The organism is Halorarum sp. SLYT50 (assembly GCF_059821265.1).
Genome location: NZ_JCAMRW010000002.1, coordinates 319,875 through 339,079 on the forward strand (window position 1 = coordinate 319,875; position 19,205 = coordinate 339,079).

The following is a 19,205-nucleotide window of genomic DNA, read 5'->3' on the forward strand; positions in this document are numbered from 1 at the left end:
TTTCGAGTCGCACGACGGCCACACGGTCGTCAGCCTCGAGTCGGGAAACGGTCTCACCTAGGTGGTTGGTATTATTAACCGAGCACGAAAACTCCAGTTAGATAGATGGCTTACGAGATGACGTGGGACTCGGTAGAGTCCCACCCGATACCCGGCTGGTTCCGTGACGCGACCCTCGGTGTGTATTTTCACTGGGGACCCTACTCGGTGCCCGCCTACGACACGGAGTGGTATCCCCGGAACATGTACCGAGAAGGGAGCGATGCGTACGAACACCACGTAGAGACGTACGGCCGCCCGGAGGAGGTCGGATACCGGGAGTTCATTCCCGAATTCCACGGCGATGAATTCGACCCGGAACGCTGGGCAGACCTCTGTGTGGACGCCGGCGCGGAGTTCGTCGGCGTCACCGCCATCCACCACGACGGGTTCGCGCTCTGGGACTCGGATATCACCGAGTGGAACGCGACGAATATGGGACCGGAACGCGATGTCGTCGGCGAACTCTCCGCGGCGGTTCGGGAGCGTGACATGAAGTTCGTCGCGGCCTTCCACCACGCGTGGAACTGGTGGTACTACCCCCGTAAAGCGGAGTACGACACCACGGACCCCGAGTATGCCGGGCTGTACGGTCCACCACACGAGGAGGACGAAGACCCTCCGGAGTCGTACTACGCTGACTGGCGGGACAAGACTCTCGAGGTGATGGAAGCGTATCGCCCCGACCTGGCGTGGTTCGACTTCGGGTGGGGTATCGGGCCGTTCGCCGCACACGACGAGTACCGCCGCGAGGTCGTCGCCGGGTACTACAATATGGCCGACGAGTGGGGCAAGGAGGTCGGCATCGCCCACAAGCGCAATCTCCCCGTCGGCGTCGGAATCCTCGACTACGAACGCTCGCGCCGCGAGGACCTTGCGAACCAGCCGTGGCTCACCGATACCTCCGTCGACCGGAAGTCGTGGGGATACGTCTCCGACCCTGACTACAAGTCCGTCGAGACGCTCGTGACTGGGCTCGTCGACCGGATGAGCAAGAACGGCAAGACGCTCGTGAACGTCGGGCCGCGCCCCGACGGGACGATCCCGGAAGATGCCGCAGACCGCCTGCGGGGTGTTGGTGAGTGGCTCGAGACGAACGAGGAGGCGATTCACGGCTCGCGTCCCTGGTGGGTCTTCGGTGAGGGACCCACCGACGTTACGTCCTCGGAGTTCGAGGAGGCCTCCTCGATTAGCTTCACCGGTGAGGACGTCCGCTTCGTCCGGGGTGCGCCTGGTAATCCGGGGTACGCGATCCTGCTAGACTGGCCCGACGACAACGAGGTCGCACTCGAGACGAGCCTCCACCGGCGACTGACGGGTCGAAACCGTGCTGATGAGCCCGTCGAGCCAGAGCACGTCGCGTTGCTGGGCGGGGACAGTGACCCCGAGTGGTGCGTCGACGAAGACGCCGGACTCCTACGGATAAGTCTGCCACCTCGGAGCGACCTCGAGCACGCGTATGTGCTCCGTCTCGACCCGCCGACCTGACGACTCCCCCCGCTGCCCCGACCGTGGCGGCCGTTCACACATTTGGTCCCGTGACTATTCGAACCACATCACGATTTTATAATATTGTGTGTGACTGTCGTATAGTCACGTGTTCTGACGTCTCGACGGCGCTCTCAACCGAGGTTCCGGCTGTGCTGTCGTCCTCAGGTCACCCTTGGTTCGTTCTTCTCACAGCGTGGCGGTGGTCAGATTCACTGCGCATCACTGTGTACGCAGTGGGACTGAAGTCCCCGAAACAGCTGATTTCGTCGCTATTCCCCCTCGAAATACAGAGTCGGGAGATACGAACTGGTTACAGCGTCGGACGGCACGTCGGTCCCGAACGTGATGCTTTCCGGACCGGAAAATCGAGGGCGGCCGTGAGTCCGTCGTCGCGGTATCGACGATGAACTTCTTGAACTGCTCCACGGAGAGTTCAGATAGATCCTCGGCGAACTCAGTCCCGGAGAGCCCCGCCGTCATGGAATACCTCGACGACCGGAACGTGGCGCGTGACTCCTGCGATGCGGTTGACGAGACGGTCGCGGAACTCCTCGACGAGGCGCTCAGCGGGCGACGGACGACGTCGGAAGAGGGTCCAGCCGAAGGACCTGTAGGTCGACAACGGGCCCTGCCGTTCTAACTGAGGAACGATCCCGAAGAAAACCTTCCACCCCCCACCGTGGAGAGTTATCTTCTACTCTCTGTGGACAATTCGAGCGTCGACCCCTGACGGGGGAAACAGTTCTTCCGGGAGTCGAGCCGAGACTAGCGTGGTTCGGTACTCACTGGTTCAGCACCGCCGGTGGCGTCGTATCTTCGGGTTCTTCTCTGTTGACTATCGCGTCTCCACTCTGGCCGTCGAACAGGTGAATTCGACTCTCGGGGAGTTCCAACCGGACCTGGTTCCCCTCCTCGATGTGGACGTCGCCCTCCATCTCGACGTCCGCCTCGATACCGTCGATCTCGACGACGATGTGATTCACGTCTCCCTGTGGTTGGACGACCTGTACGGTGCCGACGACGGAGTGCGGTCCCTCCGAGTTCGCGAACTCGATGTCCTCGGGCCGGATCCCCAAGACGACTGCGTCGTGCCCCTCTACCAGTTCCGCGTGCGTGTCCGACAGGTTGTAGTCCAGCGTCTCGCTGGCGGACTGTCCGGCGCCGACAGGCAGGTCGAAGAAGTTCATGGCGGGCTCGCCGATGAACCCAGCCACGAATCGGTTGTTCGGTTTGTGATAACACTCCAACGGGGTCCCGAGTTGCTGGAGCACGCCGCCCCGTAGGATGGCGATACGATCGCCCATCGTCATCGCCTCCGTCTGGTCGTGCGTAACGTACACCGACGTGACGTCGAGGCGTCGCTGGAGCTGGAGGATCTCCGTCCGCATCTTGGTCCTGAGCTTCGCGTCGAGATTCGAGAGGGGTTCGTCCAACAGGAATATCTCGGGCTCGCGGACGATCGCACGCCCGAGCGCGACGCGCTGTTGTTGTCCCCCCGAGAGCGCCTTCGGTTTGTCCTCGAGGAGGTCCTCGATTCCCATCATCGCGGCCGCCTCCTCGACGCGCTGGTTGATCTCGCTCTTGGACAGGTCAGTCGCCATCTTCAACCCGAACGACATGTTCTCTCGGGCCGTCATGTGCGGGTAGAGCGCGTAGTTCTGGAACACCATCGCGATGTCGCGCTCTTCGGGGGTCTGGTCGTTCACGACCTCGCCGTTGATTCGGATCTCGCCGTCGGTGACCTCCTCGAGACCGGCGATACACTGGAGTGTCGTCGACTTCCCACACCCGGAGGGACCGACGAGAACGAGGAACTCACCCTCACTGAGTTCGATGTTGAGATCGTCGACGGCCACGATCCCGTCGCCGCTCGCGTCGTCGTACACTTTCGTCAAGTGGTCCAAGACGAGGTGTGACATGGCGTCACTAATAGAAGGTGGATATATTAAATGCACGGGTGATGAGCGCCAGCCATTCCCGCCGACTCGACGTCGAACGGCCACGCTGTCCGGGGATAGTCGGGAGCGATGGGAGTGACCTACCTCGTAAGTCCGGCAGTGAGTCGCCGAGGCGTGACCGTGGGCCGACGGCACGGGTGGGTTCAGTATCCGCCGACCGGTCCGGGCGTCGCGGTCGGGTCGGTCGGGCCGAGTAGAACGAATCCGCCCAGGGTCAACCCGTACAGCAGGTGGGCTGTGAGCAGGTACCTGTCGTACCCGGCCGTCCGCCGTTCGCCGATCAGACCGACGAACAGGAGGGTGAGACCGACCGACCAGAGCGTTCCGTAGACGATACCGCCCGGTATCGACGTGACCGACAACAGTGGCACCCGCGAGAAGACGTAGACGTACGCCGCACCCGCGGGCAGTCCGTACGCGAAGGTCCCTGCGAGTCCCAGTGAGTAGTACTCCGTCGGCTCACCGGGCAGGACCCGAGCGAGGACGACCGAGACGGGGAACGGGACGGAGTCGTCGAACGCGAAGACGAGCGCCGCCATCAGCGACGCCGCGCCCCCGCCGAACAGCCCGACGACGGTGTCGACCATGTCACTCCCTCTCTCTGTGGCGCGTCTAAAGGTTGCCATTCGGACCGCCGTTCCGATGGGTGCGTCGGAGTGGAGCGGGCGCGGTAGCGGCCGTTCGAGGCCGCTCGAGCGCGAACGCGTCCGCGAGCATAGTTCCTCCGTTCGGAAGGTCGAGACCGCCGGGGTGGGAGTCCGCGTCGTCTATCCCTTGACCGCACCCTCCGTGAGGCCGCTCACGAACTGCCGCTGGAGCGCGAGGAACATGATCAACAGTGGGATCATGGCGATGACGCTGGCCGCCGCGATGGCCCGGTAGTCCGTCGTGTACTGTCCTTGGAACGAGAAGACGCCCATCGAGATGGTGAACAGCCGAGAGTCGTTGAGGACGGTGAACGCCATGACGAACTCCGCCCACGAGAAGACGAAGTTGAAGATGCTCACGACCGCGAGTCCCGGCATCACCGACGGCAAGAGGACGTGCCACAGCGTCTGCAGACGGTTACAGCCGTCGATGCGGGCGGACTGGTCGAGTTCGCGCGGGATGGTGTCGAAGTAACTCTTCAACAGCCACAGCGAGAACGGGACCTGGAGTCCGATGTAGAGCGCGATCAGCCCCAGGTGCGTGTTCAACAGCCCGAAGTTCACCATCATGTTGTACAGCGGGATGACGATGACGACCGGCGAGATCATCTGGAACAGCAGGATACCTAGGAGGGCCAGGCGCTTCCCGCGGAAGTCGAATCGGGAGAACCCGTACGCCGCCGGCGTCACGAGGATGAGAATGCCGGCGACTTCCAGCAGCGCGATCTTCAGCGAGTTCCACACCCAGCGGAGGATGTCACTTTCGGAGAGGATGCGCCGGTACACCTCGAAGGTGAACTCGTCCGGGATGATCTCCAAGGGGACCGCGATGACCGCCTGTCGTGGGCGGACGCTGATCAGAATCGCCCACAGGACGGGGAAGATGAAGAAGGCGAGCGCGAAGAGGTAGATGACGTACGTCGCCACCTCGTACCGGTCCAGATCGAACCGGCCCGACCGCGACGAGGTCGCCATGTCAGACCTCCTCCTCCTCGATGAGGAACCGCATGTACACGAGCGTCATGACGACGTTGACGAGCAGCATGACCACTGCGATGGCGGCCGCCTCGCCGAGGTTGAACGACTGGAACCCCTTGAAGTACATGAACAGTGCGAGCACCTCCGTCGCCCGCCCGGGACCGCCGCCCGTGAGACTGAGGATCATGTCGAACGTGTTCAGGGTGTAGATGGTGATCAGTACGAGGTTGATGAAGATGACCGGCTTCATCTGTGGGAGAGTGACGTACCGAAACCGCTGGACAGCGGACGCACCGTCGATCTTCGCCGCGGCATACAACTGCTGGGGAACCTGTTTCAGTCCGGCGTACAGCATGATCATCGAGAAGGCGGTTCCGCGCCACGTGTTTGCCGTGGTCACCGATACGAGCGCCATCTGGGGGTCCGAAAGCCAGGAGACGACGTCGAAGCCGAGTCGGGTCAGGAAGAAATTCAGCACCCCGTACGGCGTTTCGATCATCATCAGTTGCCAGATGATGCCGATGACGATGCCCGGAATGACCCACGCCGAGAGGACGGCGACCCGCGTGGAGACGCTGCCGTATACGTGCTCTTTCACCCCGTAGTCGATCGCCAGTGCGAGTATCATACCCAGGACGAGTTGTCCCACCACGCTCGCGGCGACGAAGATCAGCGTGATCCGCGCCATCGTCCAGAATCCCGGCGCGGTGAGGACGTCGACGTACTGGGTGATGCCGACGTACTGATACGAATCCGCGACGAGACTTATGTTGGTGAAACTCATCCGGAACACCTCGACAAGCGGATAGAGCCTGAATGCCAACAGGACCGTCAACGCCGGGAGCAACCACGTCAACGGGTGCTCCTGGACCCGCGTCAGTGGAGCGAAGGCCGCTCGGAACCGCTTCGCCCCGCCAGCAGTCACGGCGTCCTCTCGTCCGCTATCCGTCTCCAGATCCATGCTAGGGATACGCACTACCAGACGGTATAAAAATTTGCCTAGAATAGACGATATACGCCGGGACGGACGTCGGTCGAATAGTCCGCTTTCGCCGCCAACCCGCGAAGATGCGTCGAACCCGGCGTCGGCCCGCCGGCCGACCGGTCGAAGGACCGAAAAATGTCGTCAGTGCGGTCCAGACGTTGAACCGAGACCGTTCACCCGGAGTATTCGCTGTTGACGTTGTCGATCATGGTGTTGACCGCGGCCTCGGGCGGCGCCTGGCCAGTGATGACTTTCCCGGCGGCGATCTGCCACTCGCTCGAAATGGTGGTGTAGATCGGGTAACCGGGACGAGCAGTGCCCGCCTCCAACAGGTCGGAGTAGACCTGGAAGTACGGGTCCTCGGAGAAGTGCTCCTCCTCTTCGAAGACCGACGGTCGGGTCGGCAGGAAGCCACCGGCCTTGCACCGTTCGGCCATGTTCTCGGCGGTGACGAACTGCCTGTAGAGGTCGACGGCGGCCTGACGCTGTTCCTCGTCGTCGGTGAACACCGCCTTCGTCCACCCACCGACGCCCGTGGCGTTGATGTCCGCGCTCTTTTGTGGGATGCGAGCGACCTTCCAGTTCGACCACACCTCCTCGTCGACCAGTGACTGCATGGTCGCAATCTGCCAGTTGCCGCCGAGGAACATCGCCGTCTGGTCGTTGAGCGCCGCCTCGCGGAGTTGGACGTAGTCGGTGATGTTCGCGACCCGCTGGGGAGTGATGCCGGAGTCGATGGTTCGCTTGAACCAGTTGAACACCTCGATCAGCGCCTGCTTGTTCTCGCTCTCGTCGAGTACGGGCGCGCCCTCGTCGTCGACGAGGGTCCCGCCCATCGCCCAGAAGTGTGCGAGGTTGTCGAAGGTGGTCGCTTCCCACCGGCCACCGTTGTACATGTACCCGTTCATGTCCTCGCTCTCGACGATGGCCGACCCGACCTCGACGAGTTCGTCCCAGGTCTCCGGGGGGTTGCCGTCGTTGTACTCGTCGATGAGGTCCTGTCGGTAGTAGAGGGCGCGGCAGTCCGTGTTCTGCCACACCGCTCGCCAGCTCCCGTCGTTCTTGGCGACGTCCGTCACGAACGGGTACCAGTCGTCAGGGTTCTCGATGGCCTCGTCGACCGGTTGGAGGTCGCCGTAGAACTGCGGTACCCAGAACGAGTCGCACTCGGACATCGGCGGGGCGTTACCGCTGGCGTTGGCTTGCAGTAGTTTCGTCTTGAACTGCTCGAGGTTCGTCTGGATCTGGACGTTCAACTGCCAGTCGGGGTGTTCCTCCGCCCACGCGGTGAGAAACTGAGAATGGATGTCCCCAAGTGCGGAGTTCTCCGCCGTATGGATGAAGTCCTCCTGCGTCCAGTAGTCCATGGTGTTCGACGCCGAGGGATACCCGATCCGCTCGGGGGCGAGCGGTTCGCCTTGGGGTGTCCCGCCGCTACCTCCGTCACCGGTGGTCCCGTTACCGCCGTCACCCCCAGCGCCGCCACCACCCCCACTGCCACCGCCGCTACAGCCAGCAATCCCGACGGCACCTCCGACGCTCATCATCCGGAGGAGCTGTCGACGGTCAATACTGTCAACCGACCTCGGCTCGCGGTTGTCGTTCGGCATTCCGTCCATACATCAATATTTATTACTCATATAGTTTTCTGGGGTCGAACCCTCCCGATGAGAACCACCTTGAAGACGACGAACCGCTGGAGTTCCGACCCAACCCTGACGGAAAGGGGCAGCGGTCCACGCCACGGCGGTTAGATGGGTGGCGGATGCCGGACCCGAACGACTCGCGGTGACGTCCCTTCGCCGTTCGTCCCTCGGCCGCAGTGGACGGCCCGAGACCGTCGCCGGATCGACCTGTTTCCGGCACCGACCGATGCTATCGGCGACGGTACTACGCCTTTCACCTCACTCACAACCCTCCGACCGATTACGATGTACCTATAGAATAAGTACAGAGTAATAACATAGCGAATACTTGTGAGAACATTGTAACAGACGAATTACCTTACTCTGGTTCGGATACCACCCCTCCATCTGGTGCACGCTCACAGTGCGGCAGCAGACGGTACTCGTCAGCGCATTTGGAATCCCGGAAACGCCCGCTCACGAAACGAGCGAGGAGAGACGACATCGAGGACTCGTGTCGGAGGCCCCCGCCAGACCGGTTTCGCCCGTCCACTACAGGACGACGGACGAGTTCCCTCTCGCTAGCCCGGGCAGAAGAACACCGATACGTACCTTTATCACCGGGTCGAGAATATTGCTCGTCAATGTGTCCCGCGGGATTCACTCACGTCAGTATCTGCTCACACGACCTCGAGGAGTCGGTCGAATTCTACACCGAGTTGCTCGCGATGGAACGGATTCCGTCGCCAGATTTCGACGTCCCCGTCGAGTGGCTCCGATACGGAGACGTCCAACTCCACCTGTTCAAGCGTGACGTCGATGCGCCCCCCTACCACCATTTTGCCGTGCACGTCGACGACTTCGAGCGTGTTTACCGCATCGCCGTAGAACGGGACGTGTTCGAGGAGTACGTCGAGGAGTCCGTCCCGGTCGTGTACGAACTCCCCGACGGTTCGGTCCAGACGTACATCCGGGACCCGAGCGGAAACCGAGTCGAACTCAACTACCCTCGTGCCGACGAACTCGCTCCGGAAATCACGGAAAGCATCGTGAAGCGATCCGAGCAGGTTCCCCAGTCCGAAGACGCCCTGAAGGCGACCCTCTATACAGAATCGACGTAGAGGAATCCCCTCCCTCGCTCGATCCACCGCTCTCAAATTCGTTCTCCGTCGACCGCAGGGGACGGGGAATACTCACGGAGAAAGGAGAACTCTCAGTGCTACCGTAGTCCGTCGTCGACCGTCACCGCCCTTGCCCAACCCCCGGTGTCACCGGAGCGGTGGAGCATGAACCCAACCCGAGGAAGATGAAGTGGACGACGGAACCCGTCACGACCGAGCAGACGAACGTTGCGACGCCGATCACCGCCCCAGTACCGCGGTCCAGAAGACGTAGACGAGGAGGCCGAACGTCGCGCCCGAGAAGAATACGAAGGTCCAAAGCCAGTGGGAGAGACTACTTCCTCAGATGGAACGGAGCGTCGTCGCGCGGGTCGCCGCTCTCGTCGACGAGTATCTCCTCCTCTGGATCCTTCTTGCGGTCGCAACTGGGGTTGCAGTACCGTCGCTCGCGATTCTGACTCCGTTGTCGACTCCGATCCTCGCCGTGATGGTCGGCGCGGTTTCACTCACACTCACGCTCGAACAGTTTCGGCACCTCGACAAGCGAGTGCTGGTCACGGTTCTCTTCGTTCAGACTGGAATGCCGCTCCTCGCGTTCGCGATCGCTCGGGCGCTTACTCTCTCACCGGCGCTTACAGCGGGATTCGTGATTCTCGGTGCGGTCACACCCGAACTCGTCACGCCGACGATGACCGAACTCAGCGGGGGCGACACGGCGCTCGCGACGGTCGTCCTCGTCGCCGTCGGTCTCGGAACACTCGCGGTCGTCCCCGGCGCCGTCACAGTACTCCTGGGAACGTCTGTCAGCGTCGATCCGCTCATCATCATCGAGCAACTGCTGCTCGCGGTGATCCTGCCGATGGCGCTCGCGGTCGCGCTCCGCTATCGGTGGTCCGATCGCATCGGACGGTACGACGACCTGTACCCGTCCGTCTCGGGGCTGATGGTGATCCTCGTCATCGGTATCGTCACGGCGGCGAACGCGTCACTCATCCGTGACGGTGGACCCGTACTCCTGGTCGTCGCAGGTGGTGCGATCGTTCTCAACGGGACCGGGTACGTCGCTGGCTGGCTGGTCGGTGGGAGGTTCACACGCGAAGAGCGAATCGCGGCCACCCTGTCGATAGGGATGCGTGATTTCGCCGTCGCGGCCGCCCTTCTGGTCGGAGCCGGCTTTCCGCCGGCCGCGACGCTTCCGGCGATCGTCTTCGGGGTCGTCGAGATGACCACGAGCGCGGGCCTCGCGAGGTGGTTCAGCCGGTCGGCGTGAGTTACGGCGTCTCGTGAGCCTCAGCCCACTCCAAGAGCGGTTCGAGTCTCTCACAGAGTTCCGTCCCCGTCTCGGTGAGGTCGTACTCGACGCGGGGCGGAATCTCGTCGTACTGTTCTCGGGAGAGGTAGCCAGCGTCGACGAGATCGTCGAGTCGCGTCGATAGCGTCGAACTGCTCACGTCGCCGAACGCGCCCTCGATATCGCCGTACCTGACTGGGCCGACAGCGCCGACGACACAGACCACCTGCATCGCGTACTTCCGACTGAGGAGGTCCATTACACCCCCTAGTGGACAGTAGCAGTCGATCTCGCAACTCTGGACGTCAGGAGCGTCAAGGGACGTGTCGGGGGGTTCTGCCATCGCTTTCACGCACCGCAGTTGATACGCTACTTCGGACTTAACAGCATTAATACTTCGCGATTGAAGGAAACGAGGCATGTCGGGCGCAAATTGCAACTTCAGCGACTTACCGGTCGACTAGGTACCCGAACAGGCAACGAACGAAGACAGGTGGATTGCGGAGCAGCCGGTGAGGACTGCGCGACTCCCGGAAACCATAGCGGACAACGTGGGTCGGTTCTTCGGCGAATCGCTCGAGACGTTCGACGGTATGATCTCGGCGATTCGGACCGTGGTCGACGGCGATGGAATCGCGGTCGACGAACTCTGCCACGTCGAGGCGGAGACACCCACCCTACGCGCAGACTGCTGACGAGACGTACTACTTCCGGTGCTCCTACGACGGACTCGCTCTGGCTCGTCTCGCGGACGAACAGGTCGAAATACGGACGGAGACACCCACGAACGATGTGATCGAGATGAAGGTGTCCCCCGACAGCGAGGTCGACGTCACGCCGCCGGGCGCGGTCATGTCCTTCGGCGTAGCCACTGATCGCGGGATCCCCGCTGACGATGGCCCGACTGCGCAGGACGTCTACGGGGCCCTCTGTCCGTGCGTGAAGGAGTTCCACACTCGCGGGTAGTACGAGCGCTGGGCGACGGACGTGGCTGCCACCACGGTCGGCATCCCGTTCGACGCTGGCGTGCCCATCGCCGCTGCCCTGACGGCGCCGTCACCGATGGAGGCCGCAGACTAGCCTCGCGAACTTCGCAGTCCTCGGCTCGCAAATCCTCCTCGGCCTCGTCGGCTTGGGAGTGGGGGGCGCGAAAGTCACCCACCAGGATGACCAGATCGAAGAGTTCCAGCGGTACGGGTATCCACAATGGTTTCGCGTGTTGACCGGCGCTCTCGAGGTCGGTGCTGGGATCGGACTACTCGTGGGGCTGTTGTGGCGACCGGAACTGTCGATGGTGGGTAGACTTCTCCTGAGTGGGGTCATAGCTGGAGCAGTGGTGACTCATCTTCGTATCGGTGACCCACTGTCGAAACTCGCGGTTCCGGCCGTCGTATTCGTCCTCACCGTGACCCTGATCGCGTACCGCTACGTCTCACCTATCTAACCTCCGAGCATCGGTATCGGCCACGTTAGCTGCCGGAACTGATGCCTCTTCCAACGCTTCCGCACACTGCACCAGGTTCGATACTTCGGAATTGACAGTATAAGTACTTCTACGTACAAAGTAATAGTGGACAATGAGTCAGAACGACTCGTCACGAGAGGTCGCGTGTACACTGACCGAGGAACAGGAACGAGAACGGAGTGCGGAAGTCCGCTCGCGTCTCATCGCCCACTACGTCGGGTACGAGGAAACGGAAGGAGGCCTTGCCGTTCGGTTCGACGGAACCGACGAGTCGCTTCCCGCGGTCGCGCAGTTCGTCGCGTCGGAATTGCAGTGTTGCGCGTTCGCTGAGTACGAGATCACGGTCACGCCGCCGTACGAGGAGGCGGTGTTGACCGTCACTGGCCCCGATGGAACTCGGCAGATGTTCCGCGACGGACTCGTCGACCGACTCGAAGCCGAGACCGCGTAGTCGTCACCGGTCCAGATGCTTCACTGAGCGAGTCCGCCCCGCCCAACGAGCGGGTTCCTCACTGGGGAAATCCGCTCTGAGCGCCGATTAACCGGTGCTCGGTATGAAAGACGGTGCACGACCAGGGCGCGTTCTCGCGAACCTACCGGACGGACTCACGGCGGACGAACAGCTCCCTTGTACACCGACGCGAATATCACCCGCGAGCGCTGCGCCACATTGCCCACACGTCGGCTCTGAGACGAGACCAGCGATTGTTGGGTAAAGCTCATCAGCCCTGACGACGTGGTCGCCGTGGGCGGCCGCCCATCCACGACCGAGGACGGCCAGTGGCGCGACAGGTGGTTGGTAGCGACCGAGCGAACTGCGTTTCGTCGGTAGATCCCCGGCACGGCCGTCAAGTGGCAGTTCCTTGTACTCGAATGGACGATCCCCGATCTCTCGTTCCTCAGATTCCTCCCGAATACCGGCGCCGTCGTGTCAGTCAGCGAGGTTTATCGGCGAGACGTCCTTGGGCGATCGGTGCTTCCCAGAGGAGGATGACCCCGGACCCGACGATGAGAATCCCACCCGCGACGGCGAGTGCGAACAGCGGCGAAACGGAGTCGGAGACGACGCCGCTCCCGAGTTGGAACGGGACGACGGCCACCCCGCTGACCATCGCCATCGCGCTCAACACGGTCGCCCGGCCGAGCGTGCCGATCCGGTCGTTGACGTACTGGCCCGCGAACGACCGCGTCACGTCCGAGAGCCCCCGCGCGAGGAGGAACGTCGGGAGCGCGAGTAGCGGGACGAAGTACATCCCGACCAGCGCCGTACCGACGACGAACGGCAACGCGAGAAACCACGTTCGGACCCCGACGTACTCCTTTATCGCCCCCGTGTAGTAGCTGAGTACCGCTCCGACGAGACTGTACGCCGCGTAGAACCATCCCAGTAGCGACTCCACCTGCGGCGGAGCCACGCCGAGGTCGACGACGACGGTTTCGAAGATGGGCTGGAGGAAGACGAACACGAGGTACGTGACGGCAGCGTACAGCACGTAGTAGTAGAGGATGAACGACCGGAGCGTCCGGCGCGAGAGCGCTTCCCTGACGATACCGACCGTTCGACGGAGGCTCAGGTCATCCGTATCGGTCTCTTTGTACGTCTTTGGTTCGTCCAGCGTGAGGAGTACCACCGCACCGATTCCGGTGACGGCGGCGGCGACGAACCACGGGTACGAGAGGTCGATACTGCCGAGGTACCCCCCAACGACCGCCGCGCCCGCACCGACCGCGAGTGCTGCCGACTCCCCACGCCCCCGAACGTGGGCGAACTCGCTCTCGGAGAGGTCGTCGGTGAGCGTGTCGTAGAGCCACGCGTCCTCGCTGCCCGAGCGAAAGTTGTACCCTGCCGACCAGCAGACGTACAGAACCGCCAGCGCAGGGAACGACTCGGCGAGACCGATTCCGAGGAGGGTGACGGCGATCAGGACGGTCCCGACGAGGAGGCTGTTCCGGCGCCCGACCCGGTCGCCGATGTAGCCGGTCGGAATCTCGCCGAAGAGAGTCGTGAGGTTGTACAGCGCTTCGAGAATCGCGATCTGTGTGAAATCGAGCCCCTGTGCGAGAAAGAAGAGGTACATAACAGGCCGGTAGAACTCGACCGCCTTCGTCGACTTGTAGAGGTAGTACTTCAGGACGCTCCCGCGCCCCGCTCCCCGCGTCCCGTATCGATAGAGTCGGCCCATCTCGAGGAGGTCACCGAGCGGCCTTCAACTGTGTTCCGTTACCACCGTCTCGTGAGACCGTACTAATCGAGGGGCACCCCGGTGCGCTCGGGTCAGAAGGCCCCGGTGATGAATCCGAAGCCCATGATGATGAGGACGGCCGCCGAGAACGCGGGCAGGTACGGTGTGTACTTCTTCACTCGATCCTCGTAACTGTGGTAGCCAGCGATCAAGAGCATCGTCAGCGTGACGATGCCGACGATAACGGTGAGCGCGTACGCACTCATGAGTTCGAGACAGTGGGTCGACCCGGCACACAGCGCGATGATCTCGAACTCCTCCTCGTGGGCGAACCCGAGGAGGAACGCGAACCACGCGATTCCGAACAGCCCCCGCTCGGCCGCCTCGTCGAGGTCGCCGTGAGAGTGGTCGTGTGAGTGCCCGCCGACGAACGGAACGAACCCTTTCAGTCGCGCGACCCATCCCTCCCCCCCGTCCGACTCGGCGTGGTCGCCGTGGTGATGGGCGTGGTCGCTGTCGCCGTGCGAGTGGTCGTCGTGGTCGTGCGCGTGCTCCTCGTGTGAATGGTCGTGGTCGTCGTGATTGTGACCCGCCCCGTGGGAGTGCGAGTGACCGCCGTAGTACTCGCGGACTCCGAGGAGGATCAGGAGGACACCGGCGACGAGACTCACTGGTCCACCGAGGAAGATAGTCATCGAGAACAGGTCGATGGGGATGGGCTCGTTGACCTGTGTGAGACTGAAATAGGATTTCGCGTAGAAGAAGACGGCGACCATCACGAGACTGCTGACGAGGTGGCCGACGCCGAGGATGAAACTCGCGGCGAACCCGGATATCCACTTGTTGGTCTGATCGAGTGCGTACGCGGCGGCGACCGGCCAGCCGTGACCTGGTTCGATGCCGTGGACCGCGCCGAGTAATACGGCCCCGACCAACAGCCCGAAGGCCTCCGTGTGGAGCATCGTCTCGAACGGAGGCAATTGGTCGGGATAGAGGTTGTTATGACCGAACCTGGGAAACCGTAATAACGAGGTCTAAGTGGCGCTCGGGGACAAGAGCGAGTATGCGAACGAGCCTCAACATTCCACAGGAGGTCCTCGACTCCTTCGACGAGACGTGGAAATCGGAGAAGATGGAATCACGCTCACGGGCGACTCGGGAGGCGATGCAGGAGTACATCGAGCGCCACACCCAACTCGAACAAGTCGAAGGGGAGGCGGTCGCGGCGATCGCGTTCGACTACGAGCATACGCTCGTCATCGGAGAACTCCACACGGTCCAACACGAGTTCGATGATATCATCGAGACGACGCACCACATGCACCGCGGAGAGTGGTGTCTCGAGACGATCTTCTGTGCGGGTCAGGCAGACCGGATCCGGGAACTCGTGTACCAGCTCCGTGACTTCGACGCAGTCGGACGTGTGAACCTCATGTTCCTCCAGCCGGTCGCCTGACCGCTCAGAGTGTCGCCTCGCCGAGTCCGCTCATCACCTACCAGTGGCGGGCCGAGCAACAAGCGGAGATAGTAGAGGGAACCGCCGGGAGCGCGGCGGTCGTCGGCTCGTGCACGGGTGGCTGTTGTGGACCGCTCGTGGCAAAGATCGCGGTGTACTCGGGGGCGCGTTCGACGCGAGTAAATACGTATTCCTGGGCAGTTCGAGACCACGCTGTCTGCCCGTTTCCTCTGGCTCGGAAATCCAAACCTGTGTGTGTTCGCTCGAACGCACCTCACTGACGACTGCATCGAGAACCTCCTGCTAGGCGCCGTCGACTGCGGCACATGATCGAGTCCAAATACCGTACCCGAGTAGCCCCCCGAGAAGCGGGACCACCAGTGGACCTGCGAGCGCGTACACGCCGATAGCCCATCCTGACGGCACCAGGAGAAGCACCCCGAGGAGCACCCTCCGAGGCCATCTCGAAGCAGAATATCGTCCGGATTCCACGCGTACTTTTCCACTGTGGAAGCGATACTGAACTCCCGTCTAAGACGTGTGACTGGGCGATAGACATCCGTTTGTATAGTTAGATCGACCCTCCCCCCGAGTAGGAGTCGGGCGTCGATACCACCCCCCGAGGGTCGTCGTATAGTACGTGGATACGTACGCTCTCGTACGTCGGACGTTCACTTTACTCGACTCTGGCGGTTAGTCCTACTGCACTAGGAAGGACCCTCGTGAGCACTATTCCGATCGCGCGCAGGAAAACGCGAGACAGCGGACTCGAGCCGAACAGAGTGGCTCACGGGCCTCGGAGGTCTCGTTTCAGGCGTCTTCGAGCAATCCTATGGTTTTCGGATCCGGTTCGTCGTCGTAGTACCGTTTGAGAGCCGTTCTGAACGGGGTCGGGTCGTCCGCAACCGCGTCGAAGAGCGTCATCGAGGAGCGAAACTTCAGGTCGTCCGGTGAGCCGAATATGTCGTTCGCAGAGCGTCCCTCGACGGCGTTCACGATCTCCGTGCATTCGCGCAGTCGCGGACCAAGTATCGAGTGTGCCAGATAGGCGTCGGCCTCTTCGCGTGACACGATCGCGTAGCGCTGAGCCATCTGACTCCGGCCGAGCCCTTTCATCTGCGGGAAGATATACCACATCCAGTGTGTGCGCTTCTGGCCCGACCGCAGTTCCTCTTTGACCTCCTCTATGACGGGGTCTTGGGCCTCGACGAACCGTTGCAGGCGGTAGGGATCATCGGAGCGTGTCATCGCCTTCTCTATGCAGTTCTCATCACGTCCGGCAATAAAACGGTCTAACACTGGGCTCGGAACATGACGTCCGGAGAGAGCGTGAGTCTAAGGGGGAGTAGCCGCCGCCGAGTCACCCGGCAGAGGCGTCGCAGTCACTCGACCCGGTCGGGCTTGATCCGCGCCAACCGGAGCGCGTTCGTCGTCACGCCGAGGCTCATGCCCATATCGCCGACGACGACTGCCACCGCGACGTTCACGAGTCCGAACGGCACACCGACCGCCAACAGCGCCTTCACGCCGACGCTCGCCCAGATGTTCTCCCGGATCACTCCGTTGGCCTTCTTCGACAGCGCGTACAGGTACGGGAGTTTCCGGAGATCGTCGCCCATGAGCGCGACGTCCGCGGATTCGACCGCCGTGTCGGTCCCCGCCGCCCCCATCGCAACACCGACTGTCGCCGTCGCGAGCGCTGGTGCGTCGTTGACTCCGTCTCCGACCATCGCGACACCGCCGTACTCCTCGTCGAGATCGGCGACCACGTCCGCTTTGTCCTCGGGAAGTAACTCGGCGCGAACCTCGTCGACACCGGCTGTCTCACCAACGGCACGTGCCGTCGTCTCGTTGTCACCGGTCAGCATGACAACGCGCTCGACACCGAGTTCGTGGAGACGTTCGACCGTCCGTCGCGCCTCCGACCGCACCTCGTCAGCGACCGCGATGACGCCCTCGACGCGTTCTTCAGTACCGACGAGGATCACGGTCTTGCCTTCGGCTCGTAGGTCGGCGATCGTATCCCCCTCAGTCTGCGAGTTATCGTGGTCGTCGGACGCATCGAGTGCGACGCCACCATCGGACGCGACCCGGACGCTATCGGGTGAGACCCCCAATTCCTCGAAGAGCGCGGGATTGCCCGCGTAGTAGGTCTCCCCGTCAAAGTCGGCGCGGATCCCCTTTCCGGTGAGGCTCTCGAACGCCGATACGTCCGTGGACTGGACGCCCGTTTCCTCGGCGGCCTCCACGATGGCCTGTGCAATCGGATGTTCGCTCCGTGACTCCAAGTTCGCCGCCAGTGCCAAGATACCCTCGCGGGACTCTCCCCGGACCGGCACGACGTCGGTGACGGTGAGTCGACCGTGGGTGAGCGTTCCCGTCTTGTCGAACGCGACGGCCCCGACGGTCCCGACCGATTCGAGGTGGGTTCCGCCCTTGATGAGGACGCCGTTACGCGCGGCGCTCGTGATGCCGGAGACCACGCTGACGGGCGTACTGATGACTAACGCGCACGGGCACGCGAGGACGAGCAGCGCCAGCCCGCGCTTGAACCACGTCGCCCAGTCGCCCGCGAACGGGAGAGAGTATCCACCGACGCCGACGGTCACCGTCCCGTCGATGAGCAGCGGCGGCACCGCCGCGATCAGCACCGCGAGCGAGACCACGACCGGCGTGTACTGGCCGGCGAACCGGTCGACGAACCGTTCGTGTTCGGTCTTGTCCCGCTGGGCGTCCTCGACGAGTTCGATGATCCGCGCGAGCGTGCTGTCCTCGGCCTCCGTGGTGACCTCCGCTTCGAGATAGCCCGCTTCGTTGATGGTGCCGGCGTACACCTCGTCGCCCTCGACCTTGTCGACGGGTACACTCTCGCCGGTGATGGGTGCTTGATTGACCGCACTTTCACCCTCGACGACCGTGCCGTCGGCCGGGATGCGGTCACCGGGCCGGACGGCCACGCGGTCGCCAATGCGCAGTTCCTCGACGGGGACGGTCGTCTCCTCGCCGTCACGGCGGACGGTCGCAGTCGTCGGTGAGAGGTCCACCAACTCGCGCAGCGAAGAGCGGGCGCGGTCCATCGCGTACTCCTCCATCAACTCCGCGATGCTGAACAGCACCGCGAGCATCCCGGCTTCGAGATACAGCGCCTCGCCGAAGACGAGACTCGCTGCGACCGCACCGAGGATGCCGAGGCTCATCAGCAGGTCGATGTCCAGCGACCGAGTACGAAGCGAGTAGTAGCCGTTCCGGAGGATCTCTTCCCCACTGATCACCGCACCGCTTAGATAGAGGAGCTCCACCGTACCCAACTCCCGACCGAGAATCGTGAGGACCGTCACGTCGAACCCGGACAGGAGGAGCTCGAAGACAAGCCCGAAGAGCAACAGTCCGCCCCCGAGCCACGTCTTGAGCGCTCGTCGGCTCGTCCAGATGTCTCTCGCACGACTCTCTTCGACGGAGTTCACCTCGTCAGTCTCCGTATCGGTCTCTTCGACCTCGTATCCCGCGCTCCGGATGGCAGCGACGAGGTCGTCGCGAGTGGTGTGGCGGGCGTCGTAGGTGACGATGACGGTGCCGGTCGCCGGCAACGTCTCGCGTTCTCGAATCCCCTCGACGCCGTCGAGCGCGTTTTCGATCTTTCCTGCACACGACGCGCAGTCCATCGTCGGAACGGAGAACCGCTCGGTCTGGAGGTCGCTCCTCGATTCGACGTCGTAGCCGGCGGCCTGAACCCGTTCGACGAGTGTGTCCACTCCAGCCGTCTCGGGAAGGTATTCGATCTGGACGGCACCGGTCATCACCTGCGGGTCGACGGAGACGACGCCGTCGAGCGTGGAGACGCTGGTGACTATCTTCTCGGCGCAGGAGGGACAGTCCATCCCCGGCACGTCGAGTTCGACCGTTCGGGGGGGCGTCCCGTTCGCTTCCTCAGATGGAGTGGTCATTACTCGTAGAGAGAGCGGTAGA

The 19,205-nt window shown here is 62.7% G+C and carries 18 protein-coding genes; 8 read left to right on the forward strand and 10 right to left on the reverse strand.

Annotated elements, in window-relative coordinates; all coding sequences use genetic code 11:
- Positions 1 to 117: 117 nt before the first annotated feature.
- Positions 118 to 1,527 carry an alpha-L-fucosidase gene (locus AC6RUA_RS17025; protein WP_499815889.1) on the forward strand — a complete coding sequence of 470 codons (1,410 nt, stop codon included), beginning with the start codon at positions 118 to 120 and terminating at the stop codon, positions 1,525 to 1,527.
- Positions 1,528 to 1,933: 406 nt separating this feature from the next.
- A complete protein-coding gene (locus tag AC6RUA_RS17030; protein ID WP_499815541.1) occupies positions 1,934 to 2,170 on the forward strand; it encodes a hypothetical protein in 237 nt (78 codons plus the stop codon).
- A gap of 142 nt (positions 2,171 to 2,312) precedes the next feature.
- Here the strand turns inward: AC6RUA_RS17030 and AC6RUA_RS17035 are convergent, their stop codons facing one another.
- From AC6RUA_RS17035 to AC6RUA_RS17055, 5 genes are all read right to left on the reverse strand, one after another.
- The gene (locus AC6RUA_RS17035; RefSeq protein ID WP_499815542.1) at positions 2,313 to 3,449 is read right to left on the reverse strand and encodes an ABC transporter ATP-binding protein; all 1,137 of its coding nucleotides are present in this window, start codon (positions 3,447 to 3,449) and stop codon (positions 2,313 to 2,315) included.
- A 182-nt stretch (positions 3,450 to 3,631) separates the two neighbouring features.
- Complete coding sequence (locus tag AC6RUA_RS17040) at positions 3,632 to 4,075, reverse strand: hypothetical protein (RefSeq protein ID WP_499815543.1); 444 nt, start codon at positions 4,073 to 4,075, stop codon at positions 3,632 to 3,634.
- Positions 4,076 to 4,255: 180 nt separating this feature from the next.
- Positions 4,256 to 5,110, reverse strand: coding sequence for a carbohydrate ABC transporter permease (locus AC6RUA_RS17045; RefSeq protein ID WP_499815544.1), 855 nt, complete (start codon positions 5,108 to 5,110; stop codon positions 4,256 to 4,258).
- 1 nt (position 5,111) lies between these two features.
- Positions 5,112 to 6,074 carry a carbohydrate ABC transporter permease gene (locus tag AC6RUA_RS17050; protein ID WP_499815545.1) on the reverse strand — a complete coding sequence of 321 codons (963 nt, stop codon included), beginning with the start codon at positions 6,072 to 6,074 and terminating at the stop codon, positions 5,112 to 5,114.
- Positions 6,075 to 6,271: 197 nt separating this feature from the next.
- Positions 6,272 to 7,642: an extracellular solute-binding protein gene (locus AC6RUA_RS17055; protein WP_499815546.1), complete on the reverse strand. Its 1,371-nt coding sequence runs from the start codon at positions 7,640 to 7,642 to the stop codon at positions 6,272 to 6,274.
- A 725-nt stretch (positions 7,643 to 8,367) separates the two neighbouring features.
- Between AC6RUA_RS17055 and AC6RUA_RS17060 the strand changes: the two genes are divergently transcribed.
- Positions 8,368 to 8,844, forward strand: coding sequence for a VOC family protein (locus tag AC6RUA_RS17060; RefSeq protein ID WP_499815547.1), 477 nt, complete (start codon positions 8,368 to 8,370; stop codon positions 8,842 to 8,844).
- Positions 8,845 to 9,190: 346 nt separating this feature from the next.
- Positions 9,191 to 10,114 carry a bile acid:sodium symporter family protein gene (locus tag AC6RUA_RS17065; protein ID WP_499815548.1) on the forward strand — a complete coding sequence of 308 codons (924 nt, stop codon included), beginning with the start codon at positions 9,191 to 9,193 and terminating at the stop codon, positions 10,112 to 10,114.
- Between the two features lies 1 nt (position 10,115).
- On the opposite strand, the gene AC6RUA_RS17070 is transcribed toward AC6RUA_RS17065, so the two are convergent.
- Entirely contained in the window at positions 10,116 to 10,394 is a 279-nt protein-coding gene (locus AC6RUA_RS17070) for a winged helix-turn-helix transcriptional regulator (protein WP_499815549.1), read from the reverse strand.
- Between the two features lie 368 nt (positions 10,395 to 10,762).
- Between AC6RUA_RS17070 and merB the strand changes: the two genes are divergently transcribed.
- From merB to AC6RUA_RS17085, 3 genes are all read left to right on the forward strand, one after another.
- Complete coding sequence (gene merB, locus AC6RUA_RS17075; RefSeq protein ID WP_499815550.1) at positions 10,763 to 11,101, forward strand: organomercurial lyase; 339 nt, start codon at positions 10,763 to 10,765, stop codon at positions 11,099 to 11,101.
- Between the two features lie 145 nt (positions 11,102 to 11,246).
- Positions 11,247 to 11,579: a DoxX family protein gene (locus AC6RUA_RS17080; protein ID WP_499815890.1), complete on the forward strand. Its 333-nt coding sequence runs from the start codon at positions 11,247 to 11,249 to the stop codon at positions 11,577 to 11,579.
- A 133-nt stretch (positions 11,580 to 11,712) separates the two neighbouring features.
- Positions 11,713 to 12,051 carry a Zn-dependent oxidoreductase gene (locus AC6RUA_RS17085; RefSeq protein WP_499815551.1) on the forward strand — a complete coding sequence of 113 codons (339 nt, stop codon included), beginning with the start codon at positions 11,713 to 11,715 and terminating at the stop codon, positions 12,049 to 12,051.
- A 484-nt stretch (positions 12,052 to 12,535) separates the two neighbouring features.
- Here AC6RUA_RS17085 and AC6RUA_RS17090 read toward each other — a convergent pair whose 3' ends face one another.
- Together AC6RUA_RS17090 and AC6RUA_RS17095 are read right to left on the reverse strand one after the other, a co-directional pair.
- Entirely contained in the window at positions 12,536 to 13,783 is a 1,248-nt protein-coding gene (locus AC6RUA_RS17090) for an MFS transporter (protein WP_499815552.1), read from the reverse strand.
- Positions 13,784 to 13,875: 92 nt separating this feature from the next.
- Complete coding sequence (locus AC6RUA_RS17095) at positions 13,876 to 14,745, reverse strand: hypothetical protein (protein ID WP_499815553.1); 870 nt, start codon at positions 14,743 to 14,745, stop codon at positions 13,876 to 13,878.
- 101 nt (positions 14,746 to 14,846) lie between these two features.
- On the opposite strand from AC6RUA_RS17095, the gene AC6RUA_RS17100 reads away from it, so the two are divergent.
- The gene (locus tag AC6RUA_RS17100) at positions 14,847 to 15,239 is read left to right on the forward strand and encodes a CopG family ribbon-helix-helix protein (protein WP_499815554.1); all 393 of its coding nucleotides are present in this window, start codon (positions 14,847 to 14,849) and stop codon (positions 15,237 to 15,239) included.
- A gap of 810 nt (positions 15,240 to 16,049) precedes the next feature.
- Here the strand turns inward: AC6RUA_RS17100 and AC6RUA_RS17105 are convergent.
- Positions 16,050 to 16,487, reverse strand: a complete 438-nt coding sequence (locus tag AC6RUA_RS17105; RefSeq protein ID WP_499815891.1) for a DUF1810 domain-containing protein — start codon at positions 16,485 to 16,487, stop codon at positions 16,050 to 16,052.
- A 134-nt stretch (positions 16,488 to 16,621) separates the two neighbouring features.
- Positions 16,622 to 19,183 carry a heavy metal translocating P-type ATPase gene (locus AC6RUA_RS17110; protein ID WP_499815555.1) on the reverse strand — a complete coding sequence of 854 codons (2,562 nt, stop codon included), beginning with the start codon at positions 19,181 to 19,183 and terminating at the stop codon, positions 16,622 to 16,624.
- Positions 19,184 to 19,205 lie beyond the last annotated feature (22 nt).

What these genes read in the sequence shown, in the direction of transcription:
- AC6RUA_RS17065 (WP_499815548.1), top strand. Translation starts at nt 9,191, where the DNA reads ATGGAACGGAGCGTCGTCGCGCGGGTCGCCGCTCTCGTCGACGAGTAT.
- AC6RUA_RS17055 (WP_499815546.1), bottom strand. Translation starts at nt 7,642, where the DNA reads ATGAGCGTCGGAGGTGCCGTCGGGATTGCTGGCTGTAGCGGCGGTGGC.
- AC6RUA_RS17110 (WP_499815555.1), bottom strand. Translation starts at nt 19,183, where the DNA reads ATGACCACTCCATCTGAGGAAGCGAACGGGACGCCCCCCCGAACGGTC.
- AC6RUA_RS17050 (WP_499815545.1), bottom strand. Translation starts at nt 6,074, where the DNA reads ATGGATCTGGAGACGGATAGCGGACGAGAGGACGCCGTGACTGCTGGC.
- AC6RUA_RS17045 (WP_499815544.1), bottom strand. Translation starts at nt 5,110, where the DNA reads ATGGCGACCTCGTCGCGGTCGGGCCGGTTCGATCTGGACCGGTACGAG.
- AC6RUA_RS17025 (WP_499815889.1), top strand. Translation starts at nt 118, where the DNA reads ATGACGTGGGACTCGGTAGAGTCCCACCCGATACCCGGCTGGTTCCGT.
- AC6RUA_RS17070 (WP_499815549.1), bottom strand. Translation starts at nt 10,394, where the DNA reads ATGGACCTCCTCAGTCGGAAGTACGCGATGCAGGTGGTCTGTGTCGTC.
- AC6RUA_RS17035 (WP_499815542.1), bottom strand. Translation starts at nt 3,449, where the DNA reads ATGTCACACCTCGTCTTGGACCACTTGACGAAAGTGTACGACGACGCG.
- AC6RUA_RS17105 (WP_499815891.1), bottom strand. Translation starts at nt 16,487, where the DNA reads ATGACACGCTCCGATGATCCCTACCGCCTGCAACGGTTCGTCGAGGCC.
- merB (WP_499815550.1), top strand. Translation starts at nt 10,763, where the DNA reads ATGGAATCGCGGTCGACGAACTCTGCCACGTCGAGGCGGAGACACCCA.
- AC6RUA_RS17030 (WP_499815541.1), top strand. Translation starts at nt 1,934, where the DNA reads ATGAACTTCTTGAACTGCTCCACGGAGAGTTCAGATAGATCCTCGGCG.
- AC6RUA_RS17060 (WP_499815547.1), top strand. Translation starts at nt 8,368, where the DNA reads ATGTGTCCCGCGGGATTCACTCACGTCAGTATCTGCTCACACGACCTC.
- AC6RUA_RS17095 (WP_499815553.1), bottom strand. Translation starts at nt 14,745, where the DNA reads ATGCTCCACACGGAGGCCTTCGGGCTGTTGGTCGGGGCCGTATTACTC.
- AC6RUA_RS17085 (WP_499815551.1), top strand. Translation starts at nt 11,713, where the DNA reads ATGAGTCAGAACGACTCGTCACGAGAGGTCGCGTGTACACTGACCGAG.
- AC6RUA_RS17040 (WP_499815543.1), bottom strand. Translation starts at nt 4,075, where the DNA reads ATGGTCGACACCGTCGTCGGGCTGTTCGGCGGGGGCGCGGCGTCGCTG.
- AC6RUA_RS17100 (WP_499815554.1), top strand. Translation starts at nt 14,847, where the DNA reads ATGCGAACGAGCCTCAACATTCCACAGGAGGTCCTCGACTCCTTCGAC.
- AC6RUA_RS17090 (WP_499815552.1), bottom strand. Translation starts at nt 13,783, where the DNA reads ATGGGCCGACTCTATCGATACGGGACGCGGGGAGCGGGGCGCGGGAGC.